The sequence below is a fragment of the Intrasporangium sp. genome, from assembly GCF_032907665.1.
Taxonomy (GTDB): domain Bacteria; phylum Actinomycetota; class Actinomycetes; order Actinomycetales; family Dermatophilaceae; genus Intrasporangium.
Genome location: NZ_JAJJPG010000033.1, coordinates 17,328 through 32,169 on the forward strand (window position 1 = coordinate 17,328; position 14,842 = coordinate 32,169).

The following is a 14,842-nucleotide window of genomic DNA, read 5'->3' on the forward strand; positions in this document are numbered from 1 at the left end:
GCCCTCCGCGCCATGCATGACGGCGCTGACGTGGCGCGGAGGGTCAGCTGGAGATGACGTCACGCAGGGCCGCGGCGAGCCGGAGGGGGTCGTGGGTCCCCGGCTGTCCCCGCGCGACGACGGGTGCGACGACGAGCTCGGCACCGAGGCCGGCGGCCGCCTCGCGCAGGGTCGCCGGGTCGTCGACGACGCTGGGGTCGGCGATGACGGCATCGAGCCGCAGGTGGGGTGCGTGGGCGGCGAAGGACGCCAGGTGGTCCTCCGCGCGGAAGTCGCGGGTCTCGTCCCTCGCGACCTCGAGGTTGAGGATGAGCAGCCGTCGCGCCGTCGTCGCGACGAGGGCGTCGGCGAGATCGGGTACGAGCAGGTGTGGCATCACGGAGGTGAACCATGACCCGGGGCCGAAGACGACCCAGTCGGCCTCCGTGACCGCGGCCAGTGCCTCGGGGCACGGCTGCGGGCAGGTCGGCAGGATCCCGATCGACGAGACCACACCGGGCGACGACGCGACGCGGTGCTGCCCGTGGACGACGACGGTCTCGTCGGGGGCGGCAGGGTCGTGGCCGCGGATCTCGGCAACGATCTCGAGCGGCTCGCCTGCCATCGGCAGGACCCGGCCACGCGCCCCGAGCAGCCGACCGACCAGGTCGAGACCCTCGACGGTGTCGCCGAGCAGCTCCCAGATCGAGACGATCATGAGGTTGCCGAGGGAGTGGCCCTTGAGCTCCCCGGGGCCGGCGAACCGGTGCTGCAGGACGTCACGCCACGTGTGACCCCACTCGGAGTCGTCGCACAGGGCAGCCAGCGCCATCCGCAGGTCGCCGGGCGGAAGAACGTGGAAGTCGTCGCGCAGCCGTCCGCTCGAGCCGCCGTCGTCCGCGACCGTGACGACGGCGGTGAGGTGGTCGGTGAGCAGGCGCAGCGCGCTCAGCGCGGCGGCGAGCCCGTGGCCTCCCCCGAGGGCAACGATCTGTCGCTGGTGCGTGGGCAGGAGCTGAGCCGGGGCAGGCAAGATCACTCCCGGCCCAGGTCGCGGTGCACGATGAACGTGTCGACGCGGTCGCGTTGCCCGATCCGGGCGCTGAGCGCCTCGGCGGTGGCGACAGAGCGATGCTTGCCGCCCGTGCAGCCGACCGCCACGGTGACGTATCGCCGGCCCTCTCGGATGTAGCCCTCGACCATCGTCGCCAAGAGGGCGCTGGCTCGGTCGAGGAACTCCTCGGCGCCGTCCTGCGTGAGGACGTACTCGGCCACTGCGTCGTCTCGCCCGTTGAGCGGCTTGAGCTCCGGGATCCAGTAGGGGTTGGGCAGGAACCGCATGTCGAGCACGACGTCGGCGTCGAGCGGCAGGCCGTACTTGAAGCCGAAGCTCATCACGGCGATCCGCAGCTGCACCTTGCGGTCCCCGGCGAAGATCGAGGTGAGCTTCGCCGTCAGCTGGTGCACGTTGAGTCCGGAGCTGTCGATGACGACATCAGCGCTCGAGCGCAGGTCGCGCAGCAACGCTCGCTCGCGCTGGATCCCGTCGAGGAGCCGGCCGTCCCCTTGGAGCGGGTGGGGGCGCCGGACGCTCTCGAAGCGACGGACGAGCGCCTCGTCCGTCGCGTCGAGGAAGAGCACGCGGGGTCGCTCTCCTCGCACCTTGGCGGCGTCGATCGCCTCCTGCAGATGGGCGAACCATCCCCGCGAGCGCACGTCGACGACCACGGCCGCCTGCCGCAGCGCGGCGTCGGGGTGGCGCTCGACGGAGGCACGGCGCAGCTCGACGAGCGGCTCGAGCATCTGCGGTGGAAGGTTGTCGACGACCAGCCAGCCGAGGTCCTCGAGGACGTTAGCGGTCGTCGTCCGGCCCGCGCCGCTCATCCCGGTGACGATGACGAGGGGGGCGTCGGCGATGGTCTTGGCGTCGTCGAGCGGAGTCGCAGGCCCGGTGTTCATTCGAGAATCTCTCCAGTGGTGAGGTTGACGGCCGGCTCAGCCGGACCGCTCTCGGACAGGTGCGCGACGATGGCAGCGGCGAGGGCGGGCCCGATGCCCGGTACCGCCATGATCGCCTCGGCGTCCGCAGCCCGGAGGCGTTTCAGCGATCCGAAGTGCTTGAGCAGCGCTCGCTGCCGCGCCGCGCCGAGACCGGGCACACCGTCCAGCAGAGACGCAGTCATGGCCTTGGAGCGTCGCTGCCGGTGGAAGGTGATGGCGAAGCGGTGGGCCTCGTCGCGGAGGCGCTGAAGCAGGTAGAGGCCCTCGCTCGTGCGCGGCAGGATGACCGGGTAGTCGACCCTCGGCAACCACACCTCCTCGAGACGCTTGGCCAGCCCGACGACGGCGACCTCCTCGATGCCGAGCTCGTCGAGCACCGCCTGCGCTGCGTTGACCTGGGGCAGTCCCCCGTCGACGACGACGAGGCTGGGCGGGTAGGCGAAGCGGCGCGGGCGGCCGGTGGCCGGGTCGACCGGACCTGATCCCGCTGCATCCCGGTCCGACTCAGGACCAGGGTCCGCACCCGCCTCGGACCGCCGGTCCGACTCGGGGCCGACGTCGGCTCCCGTCTCCACCCCGGCAGACAGGTCGAGGTCACCGATCCCCTCGGCCTCCTCGAGGTATCGCCGGAAGCGGCGGGTGAGCACCTCTCGCATGGCGGCGGTGTCGTCGACGGTCCCGGCGCCCGGTCCGTCGACGGCGACGTTGGGGACGGCCTCGGCGCGAGCCCCCGCGCCGCCGCGGACGATGAACCGGCGATACTCCCCCTTGCGGGCGAGCCCGTCCTCGAAGACGACCATGCTCGCGACGACGTTGGTGCCCTGCACGTGGCTCACGTCGTAGCACTCGATCCGCAGCGGGGGGTCCTCGAGCCCGAGGTAGTCCTGCAGCTCCTTGAGGGCCTGGCTGCGCAGCGTGAGGTCACCGGCCCGGGCGACCTTGTGGCGCGCAAGGGACTGCTCCGCGTTGCGCCGCACTGTCTCCATGAGCGTCCGCTTGTCGCCGCGCCGGGGGACGCGGACCGAGACGGACGAGCCGCGCAGCGCGGACAGCCACGCCGCGACCGCCTCGGGATCTGCCGGCAGGATCGGCACGAGGACCTCGCGGGGCACGGCGCCGCGATCGCCGTTCTGCGCGGCCACGTCGCCGTAGACCTGCTGGAGGAGGTGCTCGACGAGCAGCGGCAGGTCCTCGCTCTCCTTCTCGACGACCCAGCCGCGTTGGCCCCGGATCCGGCCGCCCCGGACGTGGAAGACCTGGACCGCCGCCTCGAGGTCATCGTCGGCCAGGGCGAAGACGTCCGCGTCGGTCGCATCGCCGAGGACGACGGCCTGCTTCTCGAGCGCCTTGCGCATGGCGCCGAGGTCATCGCGGACGCGCGCGGCCTCCTCGAACTCGAGGGCCGCGGAGGCCTCCTTCATCCGGGTCTCGAGGCGCTTGAGGAAGCGGGTCGTGTCGCCCGACATGAAGTCGCAGAAGTCCTCGGCGATGGCCCGGTGCTCCTCGGCGCTGACCCGCCCCACGCACGGCGCCGAGCACTTGTCGATGTAGCCGAGCAGGCAGGGCCGACCGCTCGCAGCCGCCCGCTTGAAGACTCCCGCGGAGCACGTCCGGATCGGGAAGACCCGCAGGAGCAGGTCGAGGGTCTCCCGGATGGCCCACGCGTGGCCGTAGGGGCCGAAGTAGCGGGTGCCGCGCCGTTTGGCGCCGCGCATCACCTGCGCCCGCGGGAACTCCTCCCCCATCGTCACGGCGAGGAACGGATACGACTTGTCGTCGCGGTACTTGACGTTGAACCGCGGGTCGAACTCCTTGATCCAGGAGTACTCGAGGGCCAGGGCCTCGACCTCGGTCCGGACCACGGTCCACTCGACCGAGGCCGCCGTCGTCACCATCGTGGCGGTGCGGGGATGGAGCGCCGTCAGGTCCTGGAAGTACGACGACAGACGCGGGCGCAGCGACTTCGCCTTGCCGACGTAGATGACCCGCCCGTGGGCGTCCCGGAAGCGGTACACGCCCGGGTCGAGGGGGATCTCCCCCGGCTTGGGGCGGTAGGTCAACGGATCGGCCACGGCACCACCCTATGTCGGGCCACCGACGTGCCCGTATGCCGCTGCGCGGGGTCTGCAGGACACGCGCGGACCCCGCCCAGCGGCATACGGGCAGGTGGGTTTGTCGGGTCCGGTCAGGTCGTCGAGGGGCGTATCACGTCACGGTGAAGGTGTCGCCGGAGACGGCGACCGTCCTCGCCTGGAGGGGGCGCTTCGCCTGGCTGGCCTCCGTCGGGACGCCCGACTCGATGTCGAAGGCGCTGCCGTGACAGGGGCAGATGATGTGGCCGTCGTTGATCGTCGTCACCGCGCACCCCTGATGGGTGCACGTCGTCGAGAAGGCCTTGAGCGTGCCCGCCGCCGGCTGGGTCACGACGACCTTGCGGTCGGGATAGATCTTGCCGCTGCCGACCGGGATCTCCGTCACCGGTGTGCCTCCCGCTGCGGGCGGGTCCGCGCTCGTCGCTGGAGCCGACGTGGCGCTGCCCGGGGACGCGGAGGTGGTGCGGCTGGACGGGTCGGCGGTCGGCTCCTGCGTCGACGGCACCGGTGGACTGCTGCAGGCGGCCAGACCGGCGACCCCGGCCAGTCCGACGATGACGCTCCTGCGGCCCGCATCGTGCTCGGTCATGCCGACCCCTTCGTCGCTCGCGTCGATCGCGCCGGGCGCTTGCCCGCCGCCTTCTTGGGTGCCGCCTTCTTCGGCGCCGGGTCCTTGCGGACGGTCACCGTCGAGGTGCTCTTCGCCGCCGCCGCGGTGGTCCGGCGCGTGGGGGCACTCCGACCCGCGGCCTTCGTGCCCGCGCCTCGCGACGGGGTGCGGGCGGTGCGCTCGAGGATCGGCCGGAGGAACCGCCCCGTGTGACTGCCCTCGACCAGTGCGACGTCCTCGGGTGTGCCCTCGGCGATGACCTGGCCGCCGCCCGAGCCGCCCTCGGGGCCCAGGTCGATGATCCAGTCGGCGTTCTTGATGACGTCGAGGTTGTGCTCGATGACGATGACGGTGTTGCCCTTGTCGACGAGGCCCTGGAGGACGTCGAGGAGCTTGCGGATGTCCTCGAAGTGCAGGCCGGTCGTCGGCTCGTCGAGGACGTAGACCGTGCGGCCCGTCGAACGCTTCTGCAGCTCACTGGCCAGCTTGACCCGCTGCGCCTCGCCGCCCGACAGCGTCGGCGCGGGCTGGCCGAGACGCACGTAGCCGAGACCGACGTCGTTGAGCGTCTTGAGGTGCCGGGAGATCGCCGGCACCGCCTCGAAGAAGTCGGCCGCCTCCTCGATGGGCATGTCGAGCACGTCCGCGATCGTCTTGCCCTTGAAGTGCACCTCGAGCGTCTCACGGTTGTATCGCGCGCCGTGGCACACCTCGCACGGGACGTAGACGTCCGGCAGGAAGTTCATCTCGATCTTGATGGTGCCGTCGCCGGCGCAGTTCTCGCAGCGGCCGCCCTTGACGTTGAACGAGAACCGACCGGGCTGGTATCCACGCACCTTGGCCTCGGTCGTCTCCGCGAAGAGCTTGCGCATGTTGTCGAAGACGCCGGTGTAGGTGGCTGGGTTCGATCGGGGCGTGCGCCCGATCGGGCTCTGGTCGACGTGGACGACCTTGTCGAGCTGATCGATCCCGGTCACCGACTTGTGGCGTCCCGGGACCCGCTTGGCGTTGTTGAGACGGTTGGCGAGGACGTTGTAGAGGATGTCGTTGACGAGCGTCGACTTGCCGGAGCCCGACACGCCGGTGACCGCGACGAGGTTGCCGAGCGGGAAGTCGACGGTGACGTCCTTGAGGTTGTTCTCGCGGGCTGCGGTCACGGTGAGCCGGCGACCGTCGTGTCCGCGTCGCACGTCGGGAACCGGGATCTCGCGCCGTCCGGAGAGATACATGCCGGTGAGCGAGTCCGGGTGCTCGAACAGCCCCTTGACCGGGCCGGAGTGCACGACGTGCCCGCCGTGCTCCCCCGCGCCGGGCCCGATGTCGACGACCCAGTCCGCCGTGGCGATGGTGTCCTCGTCGTGCTCGACGACGATGAGGGTGTTTCCGAGGTCGCGCAGCCGCGTGAGCGTCTCGATGAGCCGGTGGTTGTCCCGCTGGTGCAGACCGATGGACGGCTCGTCGAGGACGTAGAGCACGCCGACCAGGCCCGACCCGATCTGCGTGGCGAGCCGGATCCGCTGGGCCTCCCCGCCGGAGAGCGTGCCGGCGGGACGGTCGAGCGAGAGGTAGTCGAGGCCGACGTCGAGCAGGAAGCCCAGCCTGGCGTCGATCTCCTTGATCACCCGCTCGGCGATCTGGCGCTCCCGTGGCGTGAACTCGACGTTGTCGAGGAAGCCGGCCGCGTCGCAGATCGCGAGGGCACACACCTCGGAGATGTTCTTCCCGCCGACGAGCACGGCGAGCGACTCGGGCTTGAGCCGCGCACCACGGCAGACCGGGCAGGGCACCTCGCGCATGTAGCCCTCGTAGCGCTCGCGGCTCCAGTCGGAGTCGGTCTCGGCGTGCCGGCGCTTGATGAACGGCACGACGCCCTCGAAGCCGGTGGTGTAGGACCGGTCACGGCCGTAGCGGTTGCGGTAGCGGACGTGGACCTTGTAGTTCTGCCCGTGCAGCAGCGCTTCCTTGGCTCGCGCGGGCAGCGCCTTGAAGGGGACGTCCATGGAGAACTTCAGGTCCTCGGCCAGGGCGGCCATGACCCGTTGGAAGTACTCGGCCGACCCGCTCCCCTGAGCCCAGGGTTGGATGGCACCCTCCGCGAGGGTGAGGTCCTCGTCCGGCACGACGAGCTCGGGATCGACCTCGAGCTCGGTGCCGATGCCGGTGCACTCGGTGCAGGCGCCGAAGGGCGAGTTGAACGAGAACGACCGCGGCTCGATCTCGTCCATGCCGAGCGGGTGGTTGTTGGGGCAGGCCATCCGCTCGGAGAAGCGCCGCTGGCGCTCTGCGTCCTTCGGGTCGCGGTCGACGAAGTCGACGACGACGATCCCGCCGGCGAGCCCGAGGGCGGTCTCGACGGAGTCGGTGAGTCGGCGCTTGGCGCCCTTGTCGTCGCCCTTGGCGACGAGCCGGTCGACGACGACCTCGATCGTGTGCTTGCGCTGCTTCTCGAGCTTCGGCGGCTCGGCGAGGGTGACGACCTCGCCGTCGACCCGGGCCCGGGCGAAGCCCTTGGTCTGCAGCTCGGCGAAGAGGTCGACGAACTCCCCCTTGCGTCCCTGCACCACGGGGGCGAGCACCTGGAAGCGGGTGCGGTCCTCGAGGGTCAGCAGCTGGTCGACGATCTGCTGGGGCGTCTGCCGGGTGACCGGCTCGCCGCACACGGGGCAGTGCGGGCGACCGGCGCGCGCGAAGAGGAGCCGGAGGTAGTCGTAGACCTCGGTGATGGTGCCGACCGTCGACCTGGGGTTGCGGTTGGTCGACTTCTGGTCGATGGAGACGGCCGGGGAGAGCCCCTCGATGAAGTCGACGTCGGGCTTGTCCATCTGCCCGAGGAACTGCCGCGCGTAGGACGAGAGCGACTCGACGTAGCGCCGCTGCCCCTCGGCGAAGATCGTGTCGAAGGCCAGTGAGGACTTGCCCGAGCCCGAGAGACCGGTGAAGACGATGAGGCTGTCACGGGGCAGGTCGACCGAGATGTCCTTGAGGTTGTGCTCGCGGGCCCCGTGGACGACGAGCGAATGGGGGTTGGCCGAGGGCGTAGCAGTCACGCGCCCCATGCTAGGTCGCCGCACCGACAGTGCTGGAATCCGTGAGATGCCGTATGCCGCTGAGCCGGCAGCCTTCGCACCTGCCCTCCCAGCACAGCCGACGCCTGACGGCCCCTGGGCCGGGGGTCACTGGGGGCGCGGACGCCGCCACGCAGGTTTCTGGGGGTGCATGGGGGCGAAGCCCCCCATGGGTGCATACGGTGTCCTCATGAGCGGGAGCCAGCGCACGCCCGGGTCCACACCGATCGAGGACTACGCCGTGCTCGGCGACCTGGGGACGGCTGCCCTCGTGAGCCGTGGAGGGTCGGTCGACTGGCTGTGCCTGCCCCGCTTCGACTCGCACGCCTGCTTCGCTGCCCTGCTCGGCACGCCGGAGAACGGCCGCTGGCTGCTCGGGCCGGTCGACCCCGACACGAAGACCACGCGCCGCTACGTGGACGACTCGTTCGTCCTCGAGACCACCCATGAGACGCCGACCGGAGTGGTCACCGTGGTCGACGTCATGCCTTTGGCGGACGGGCGAGCAGATGTGGTCCGCCGGATCACCGGTGTGACCGGGACGGTCCGGATGCGCCACGAGTGGATCGTCCGGTTCGGCTACGGGCGGACACGCCCCTGGGTCAGCCGGCACAAGGAGGAGCGTGAAGCCGGCGTCGACGAGATCATCACCGCCGTGGCCGGACCCGACATGATCGTCCTGCGCGGGGCGCGGCTGCCCCACGCGGAGAACGGGCACCACGTCGACGAGTTCGACGTCACGGAGGGCGACACGTTGACCTTCGCGACGACGTGGTTCCGCAGCCACGAGAGCACCCCGCCACCGCTCCACGTCACAGATCGGATCAAGGACACGATCGGCCGCACCCACCAGTGGGCCTCGCACCACGACTACGACGGGCCCTACCTGGAGGCGGTCACCCGCTCCCTCCTCGTGCTGCGCCTGCTCAGCCACGGCGTCACCGGCGGCATCGTCGCGGCACCGACGACGTCCCTGCCGGAGGACTTCGGCGGCGAGCGCAACTGGGACTACCGCTTCTGCTGGCTCCGGGACGCGGCGCTGACCCTCGAGGCGCTGCTCGGCTGCGGCTACGTCGAGGAGACGGAGTCGTGGCGGCAGTGGCTGCTGCGCGCCGTCGCCGGGGACCCGGAGGACCTCCAGATCATGTACTGCGTCGACGGCGCGCGGGACCTGCCGGAGCGCGAGCTCGACCACCTGCCCGGCTACGCCGGTTCGAGGCCGGTGCGGATCGGCAACGGGGCCGTCGGTCAGCGACAGACCGACGTCCTCGGCGAGGTGATGATCGCGCTCGAGCACGCCCGGCAGCAGGGGCTCACGGAGAACGAGGACTCGTGGAACCTGCAGCGCGCCCTCGTGGACAATCTCGCGGAGCACTGGCAGCAGGCGGACAACGGCCTGTGGGAGATCCGTGGGCCGCTGCGCCACTTCACGCACTCCCGCGTCATGGTCTGGGCGGCTTTCGACCGAGCCATCCAAGCGGTCGAGGAGCACGGCCTCGACGGGCCGGTGGACCGCTGGCGGGAGCTGCGCGACGTGGTCCGCGCCGAAGTCATGGAGAAGGGCTGGAACGAGGAGAAGCAGACCTTCGTGCAGCACTACGACACGACCGAGGTCGACGCGTCCCTGCTGACGCTGTCGGGCGTCGGCTTCATCGCCGGCGACGACCCGAGGATGCTCGGGACGATCCGAGCCGTCGAGCGCGAGCTCCTCCGGGACGGCCTCGTCCTGCGCTACCGCACGGACTCGGGCGTCGACGGGTTGGCCGGGGACGAACACCCCTTCCTCGCGTGCTCCTTCTGGCTCGTCGTCGCCTACGCGAAGGCCGGGATGGTGGCCGAGGCCACGGCCCTCATGGACCGCCTCGTCGGCCTCGTCAACGATGTCGGGCTGCTGTCCGAGGAGTACGACCCGGTCCACCGCCGTATGGCGGGCAACTTCCCCCAGGCGTTCTCCCACCTCACCCTCGTCGGTGCGGCGCTCGCGCTGGCCGAGGCGACCGGAAAGGCACGACATGCACCTCATTGACCTCTCGACGCGACACCTGGCGACCGAGACGCAGCGGCTCCTCGCCACGGCCGAGGGCCTGGACGACACCGCCGTCCGCGGTCCTTCCCTCTGCCAGGGGTGGACCCGTGGCCACGTCCTGGCCCACCTGGCGCGCAACGCCGAGGCCCTCGCTCGGGTCTGCGCGGTCGTGCTCACCGGCGAGCCGGACACGATGTACGACTCGCCGCAGGCGCGCGACGCCGACATCGAGGCAGGGGCAGGGCGGCCCGCCACGGCACTGACCGCCGACGTCAGGGCGACGGCAGCAGCCCTCGCCCCCGAGATCGCCAAGCTCGGCATCGAGCACGTGGGGACCACCGTCGAGCGGGTGCCCGGCGGCCAGCTGATCCCTGCCGAGCGGGTCCCCTACATGCGGCTGCGCGAGGTGGTCTGGCACCACGTCGACCTCGACGCCGGTTACGGCTTCGAGGACACTCCCGACGAGCTCGTGCGTCTCTTCCTCGAGGACACCGTGTCTCACCTCGCCTCCTCGGAGGGCGCCCCCGGGATCTCCATCCGCACCGACGAGGGCGACGCGTGGACCGTCGGCGACGGCGGCACCGTCGTCTCCGGTCCTCGGGACGGTGTCCTCCTCTGGCTCGCGCGCTCCCGGCCCGACCGCCTGCACGAGCACCCGTCCCTCCCGTCACTCCCCTTCGGAGGCTGAAGCATGTCCGACCTGACCGGCCCCGACACCTACACCGGACGCGTCGTGCCGGACGGACCGTGCGACGCGCGGGAGCTGCCCGCCCTGACGATCCGCAAGCTCGCCGTCTCGGAGATGCACAACAACGTCTACCTGCTGACCTGTCGGGCGACGAAGCGCCAGCTGCTCATCGACGCCGCCGACTTCGCCCCGCGCATCCTCGACCTTGTTCGGGAGAGCGGAGAGGGGTTGGACGTCGTCGTGACGACGCATCGGCACTGGGACCACATCCGTGCCCTCGAGGACGTCGTGGCCGCGACCGGCGCTCGCACCGTTGCGGGCACGGACGATGCTGACGAGCTCCCGGTCCGAGTCGACGAGCGCGTCGGCCACGGGGACCGCGTGCACTTCGGCGAGATCGTGCTCGACGTAATCCACCTCCGGGGGCACACGCCGGGCTCGATCGCGCTGGCCTACCACGACCCGGCGGGGCACACCCACCTGTTCACGGGCGACTCGCTCTTCCCGGGCGGTGTCGGCAACACGAAGAACCCCGGGCAGAGCTTCGCGTCGCTCATCGAGGACGTCACCACGCGAGTGTTCGACGTCTATGACGACGACACGTGGTTCTACCCCGGCCATGGCGACGACAGCACGCTGGGCGCGGAGAGACCCCACCTGCCGGAGTGGCGAGCCCGGGGCTGGTGACCACGGCGCTGGTGACCACGGCGCTCGTGACCACGACCATGGTGGCCACGGCGCACCTGATGGCGCCGGCACTCAGGTCTGGGCGGGGACGGTCTCGGAGTCCGAACCAGCCTCGAGCTCGGCGATGAGGGACTCGAGCTCCGCTCGGACGACCTCGACGTCGTAAGGGACGTTGCTCACGACGAAGTGGCGCCTCGGGCTGTTGGCGACGGAGAGCCCGACGCCGAGCCGCGCCCGCCCGTGCTTCTCGTTCCACAGCCGCTCCAGCCGGCTCTGGTCCCAGTCGGGCGGCGCGTGCAACCAGCCCTGCATCACCACCAAGGCATCCTCCGGGTCGGGACGGTGCTTCGGAGCCTGGAGTTCTTCCACCGTGATCTCGCCCATGCTCCGACGGTACGACGGCCGGGCCTCCCTGTCAGCCCTTCGTCCCTCGAGGGACGACGTGTGGCTGCATGGAAGGATGAGGTCCGTGTCGCATGTCACCTCGCCCCGTGGCACTGCGACGCCGTCACGTCGGCCCACGGCTCTCGTGCAGGTCTCGGCAACCATGCTCTGGTCGGCGCCGGATCGCCCCCGCGACGTGGACGCGGACATCGTCCGTGACGACCCGGACGTCCAGTCGTGGCTGGCCACGCTCGACTCCCATCGCGGTGAGGGCGAGGACGGCAGTGGCCGGCTCGGCCTGCACGGCCGGGTGGAGAGTCAGCTCGTCGCGGGCGAGCCGGTCCTCGTCGTCGGCCACGACCCGTCCGGCCGATGGGCCGAGGTCCGCGCCCTCTGGCAGCTGTCGCCGAAGGACCCTCGGGGGTACCCAGGTTGGGTCCCGGCCGCGCACCTCGGCCCGGTGCCGCCACCCGATGTCGAGCTCCGAGGTCCGGAGCAGCGTGCAGCGTCGAAGGCCGACTCGGTGGTCACCTTCGCCCGGCAGCACCTCGGAGTCGGGTACCTCTGGGGTGGGATCTCCGAGATCGGCTTCGACTGCTCCGGCCTGGTCCACCAGGCCTGGCGCCAGCTCGGGGTCCTCGTCCCCCGCGACGCCCACGCGCAGGCAGAGGCGGCCGCACCCGTCGACCTCGACGCCGTCGAGGCCGGCGACCTCTACTTCTTTGCCCGGCCCGGCCACCGGATCCACCATGTCGGAATCGTCGTCTCGCCCGGGTGGATGGTCCACGCGCCAGAGACGGGCCGGCTCCTCGTCGAGGAGCCGCTGTCGCCCGAGCGAGTGGCCACCCTCGCCGGCGCCGGCCGCCTGCCGTACCAGGAGCGGCCGTCCAATAGCGTCGCCGGGTCGAAACCGTCCGCCCGGTAAGTCGGCCGGGCCAGTCAGCCGGGCCACTCAGTCAGGCCGGCCGTTCAGTCAGGCCGGGCCAGTCAGTGGGGCCGGTCGGTCAGTCGGAGCTGGTGCTGCCGGGGCCGGAATCGACCGGCGAGGCAGCGCGCGCTTCGGCACGTGCGTCGCGCCGGGTCTTGAGCAGGCTCGTGACAGTGGTCACCCCGAGGATGACGACGATCGCACCGAGCGAGACGCTGATCGGGATCTCCGGGACTCCGTGGAGCGGCTCGCCGTCGTTGATGAACGGCAGGTTGTTCTCGTGGAGGGCGTGCAGGATCAGCTTGACGCCGATGAAGCCGAGCAGCACGGCCAGCCCGATGCTGAGGTAGATGAGGCGCTTGAGGAGCCCGCCGATGAGGAAGTAGAGCTGCCGCAGGCCCATGAGGGCGAAGATGTTCGCCGTGAGGACGAGGAACGGCTCCTTCGTCAGCCCGTAGATGGCCGGGATCGAGTCGAGGGCGAAGAGCAGGTCCGTCGTGCCGAGGGCGAGGATGACGATCATCATCGGGGTGATGAGGCGCTTGCCGTTCTGCACGACGGTGAGGTGCGCCCCGTGCCACTGCTGCGTCGCTGGGAAGGTCTTCTCGACCCAGATGAGGAAGCGGTTCTCGTGGTACTCGTCGTCATCCGTCTCCCCGCCCTTGGCCAGCTTGATCGCCGTGTAGATGAGGAAGGCGCCGAAGATGTAGAACACCCAGGCGTACGCGTTGATGACGACGGCGCCCAGGGCGATGAAGATCCCGCGCAGGACGATGGCGATGATGATGCCGATCATGAGGGCCGACTGCTGGAGCCGTTGCGGCACCCGGAAGCTCTGCATGATGAGCAGGAAGACGAAGAGGTTGTCGACCGACAGCGAGTACTCGGTGAGCCAGCCCGCGAAGAACTCCCCGGCGTAGCGACCGCCCCACTCCCACCAGACGAAGAGGCCGAAGAGCACGGCCGCGGTGACGTAGAAGGCGAGATGCCGACCCGCCTCTCCCATGGAGGGCACGTGGGGCCGTCGGGCGATGACGAAGACGTCGATGAGCAGGGCGACCGTCATCAGGCCGATGGTGAGATACCAGCCCCAGGCGGGAACGTTCATTCGGGCACCTTCCGGTTACAGCGTCGACAGGACAGCTGGAGCAACCGGAGGTCTCTCCCGCCCAACAGGCCGGCCGGTGGGCCCGGGACCGACCCGGTTGAACGGGGTCGGAGCCGTGATGACGAGCCCATCGCTTCGGGGATACTCCCCTCCGTGAACGCTTGAGTGTTTCATCCCTGGTCCGCGCGCTCAAATCGGGGCCGGGTAGCAGGTCCGTTGCGTCAGCGGGTGGCCTGGGTCATCTGTCGCAGCTCCTTCTTCAGCTCGCTGATCTCGTCCCGCAACCGGGCCGCGAGCTCGAAGTGGAGCTCGGTCGCGGCCTGGTGCATCTGCGCGGTCAGCTCCTGGATCAGCCCGGCGAGGTCCGACGCGGCCAGGTCGGACGGCCGTTCACCGCGTCCCCCGGCGGAGACCCCGACGTCCGCCGCCACCGCACCGCGACCGGCGCCGCTCTTGCCGCGCGACTGCATCCGCCCGGAGCCGATGAGCTCCTGGGTGTCGGCGTCCTCGCGCTGGAGCAGGTCGGTGATGTCGGCGATCTTCTTGCGCAGGGGCTGCGGGTCGAGGCCCCGCTCCCGGTTGTAGGCGAGCTGCTTCTCGCGGCGACGGTTCGTCTCGTCCAGCGCGTCCCGCATCGAGGGCGTGATCGTGTCGGCGTACATGTGGACCTGGCCGGAGACGTTTCGGGCAGCGCGACCGATGGTCTGGATGAGCGACCGCGTCGAGCGCAGGAAGCCCTCCTTGTCGGCATCGAGGATGGACACGAGCGAGACCTCGGGCAGGTCGAGACCCTCGCGGAGCAGGTTGATGCCGACGAGCACGTCGAAGACGCCTTGCCGCAGCTCGCGGAGGAGCTCGACGCGGCGCAGCGTGTCGATGTCGCTGTGGAGGTAGCGGACCCGGATCCCCTTGTCGAGCAGGTAGTCGGTGAGGTCCTCGGCCATCTTCTTCGTCAGGGTCGTGACGAGGACGCGCTCGTTCTTGTCGACGCGAGTGCGGATCTCGTCCATGAGGTCGTCGATCTGACCCTTGGTGGGCTTGAGCACGACCTCCGGGTCGACGAGGCCGGTCGGCCGGATGATCTGCTCGACCGGAGGCCCGCCCTTCGCGGACTTGGCCAGCTCGTACTCGCCCGGGGTCGCCGAGAGGTAGACCGTCTGGCCGATCCGCTCGAGGAACTCCTCCCACTTGAGCGGCCGGTTGTCCATCGCGCTCGGTAGCCGGAAACCGTGCTCGACGAGCATCCGCTTGCGGGACATGTCGCCCTCGTACA

Annotated in this window: 12 protein-coding genes; 4 read left to right on the top strand and 8 right to left on the bottom strand. The window is 70.4% G+C overall.

Annotated features, from left to right (window positions below):
• Positions 1-43 precede the first annotated feature (43 nt).
• The 5 genes from LOY02_RS07340 to uvrA form a co-directional block, all read right to left on the bottom strand.
• On the bottom strand, positions 44-1,012 hold the full coding sequence (locus tag LOY02_RS07340) for a uridine diphosphate-N-acetylglucosamine-binding protein YvcK (protein ID WP_317181685.1): 969 nt from the start codon (positions 1,010-1,012) through the stop codon (positions 44-46).
• 2 nt (positions 1,013-1,014) lie between these two features.
• Entirely contained in the window at positions 1,015-1,938 is a 924-nt protein-coding gene (gene rapZ / locus LOY02_RS07345) for an RNase adapter RapZ (RefSeq protein WP_317181686.1), read from the bottom strand.
• The gene (uvrC, locus tag LOY02_RS07350; protein WP_317181687.1) at positions 1,935-4,052 is read right to left on the bottom strand and encodes an excinuclease ABC subunit UvrC; all 2,118 of its coding nucleotides are present in this window, start codon (positions 4,050-4,052) and stop codon (positions 1,935-1,937) included. Before uvrC ends, rapZ begins: the two co-directional genes overlap by 4 nt.
• A gap of 133 nt (positions 4,053-4,185) precedes the next feature.
• Positions 4,186-4,662, bottom strand: a complete 477-nt coding sequence (locus tag LOY02_RS07355) for a Rieske (2Fe-2S) protein (RefSeq protein WP_317181688.1) — start codon at positions 4,660-4,662, stop codon at positions 4,186-4,188.
• On the bottom strand, positions 4,659-7,739 hold the full coding sequence (uvrA, locus tag LOY02_RS07360; RefSeq protein ID WP_317181689.1) for an excinuclease ABC subunit UvrA: 3,081 nt from the start codon (positions 7,737-7,739) through the stop codon (positions 4,659-4,661). The genes LOY02_RS07355 and uvrA overlap by 4 nt, the downstream gene beginning before the upstream one ends.
• Before the next feature lie 199 nt (positions 7,740-7,938).
• On the opposite strand from uvrA, the gene LOY02_RS07365 reads away from it, so the two are divergent.
• From LOY02_RS07365 to LOY02_RS07375, 3 genes are read left to right on the top strand one after another with little or no spacing between them, the layout of a single operon-like run.
• Positions 7,939-9,774, top strand: a complete 1,836-nt coding sequence (locus LOY02_RS07365) for a glycoside hydrolase family 15 protein (RefSeq protein WP_317181690.1) — start codon at positions 7,939-7,941, stop codon at positions 9,772-9,774.
• Positions 9,761-10,462 carry a maleylpyruvate isomerase family mycothiol-dependent enzyme gene (locus LOY02_RS07370; protein WP_317181691.1) on the top strand — a complete coding sequence of 234 codons (702 nt, stop codon included), beginning with the start codon at positions 9,761-9,763 and terminating at the stop codon, positions 10,460-10,462. Before LOY02_RS07365 ends, LOY02_RS07370 begins: the two co-directional genes overlap by 14 nt.
• Positions 10,463-10,465: 3 nt before the next feature.
• Positions 10,466-11,149, top strand: a complete 684-nt coding sequence (locus tag LOY02_RS07375) for an MBL fold metallo-hydrolase (RefSeq protein WP_317181692.1) — start codon at positions 10,466-10,468, stop codon at positions 11,147-11,149.
• A 72-nt stretch (positions 11,150-11,221) separates the two neighbouring features.
• Here the strand turns inward: LOY02_RS07375 and LOY02_RS07380 are convergent, their stop codons facing one another.
• Positions 11,222-11,533, bottom strand: coding sequence for a hypothetical protein (locus tag LOY02_RS07380; RefSeq protein ID WP_317181693.1), 312 nt, complete (start codon positions 11,531-11,533; stop codon positions 11,222-11,224).
• Positions 11,534-11,618: 85 nt separating this feature from the next.
• Between LOY02_RS07380 and LOY02_RS07385 the strand changes: the two genes are divergently transcribed.
• Positions 11,619-12,458, top strand: a complete 840-nt coding sequence (locus tag LOY02_RS07385) for an NlpC/P60 family protein (protein WP_317181694.1) — start codon at positions 11,619-11,621, stop codon at positions 12,456-12,458.
• Between the two features lie 79 nt (positions 12,459-12,537).
• Here LOY02_RS07385 and LOY02_RS07390 read toward each other — a convergent pair whose 3' ends face one another.
• Both LOY02_RS07390 and LOY02_RS07395 read right to left on the bottom strand, forming a co-directional pair.
• Positions 12,538-13,569: a TerC family protein gene (locus tag LOY02_RS07390; protein WP_317181695.1), complete on the bottom strand. Its 1,032-nt coding sequence runs from the start codon at positions 13,567-13,569 to the stop codon at positions 12,538-12,540.
• 221 nt (positions 13,570-13,790) lie between these two features.
• On the bottom strand, positions 13,791-14,842 hold a 1,052-nt coding region (locus tag LOY02_RS07395), incomplete at its 5' end, for a helicase-related protein (protein WP_317181696.1).

Coding starts and splice junctions, on each gene's coding strand:
- rapZ (WP_317181686.1), bottom strand. CDS start 1,938: ATGAACACCGGGCCTGCGACTCCGCTCGACGACGCCAAGACCATCGCC.
- LOY02_RS07355 (WP_317181688.1), bottom strand. CDS start 4,662: ATGACCGAGCACGATGCGGGCCGCAGGAGCGTCATCGTCGGACTGGCC.
- uvrA (WP_317181689.1), bottom strand. CDS start 7,739: ATGGGGCGCGTGACTGCTACGCCCTCGGCCAACCCCCATTCGCTCGTC.
- LOY02_RS07365 (WP_317181690.1), top strand. CDS start 7,939: ATGAGCGGGAGCCAGCGCACGCCCGGGTCCACACCGATCGAGGACTAC.
- LOY02_RS07370 (WP_317181691.1), top strand. CDS start 9,761: ATGCACCTCATTGACCTCTCGACGCGACACCTGGCGACCGAGACGCAG.
- LOY02_RS07375 (WP_317181692.1), top strand. CDS start 10,466: ATGTCCGACCTGACCGGCCCCGACACCTACACCGGACGCGTCGTGCCG.
- LOY02_RS07380 (WP_317181693.1), bottom strand. CDS start 11,533: ATGGGCGAGATCACGGTGGAAGAACTCCAGGCTCCGAAGCACCGTCCC.
- LOY02_RS07390 (WP_317181695.1), bottom strand. CDS start 13,569: ATGAACGTTCCCGCCTGGGGCTGGTATCTCACCATCGGCCTGATGACG.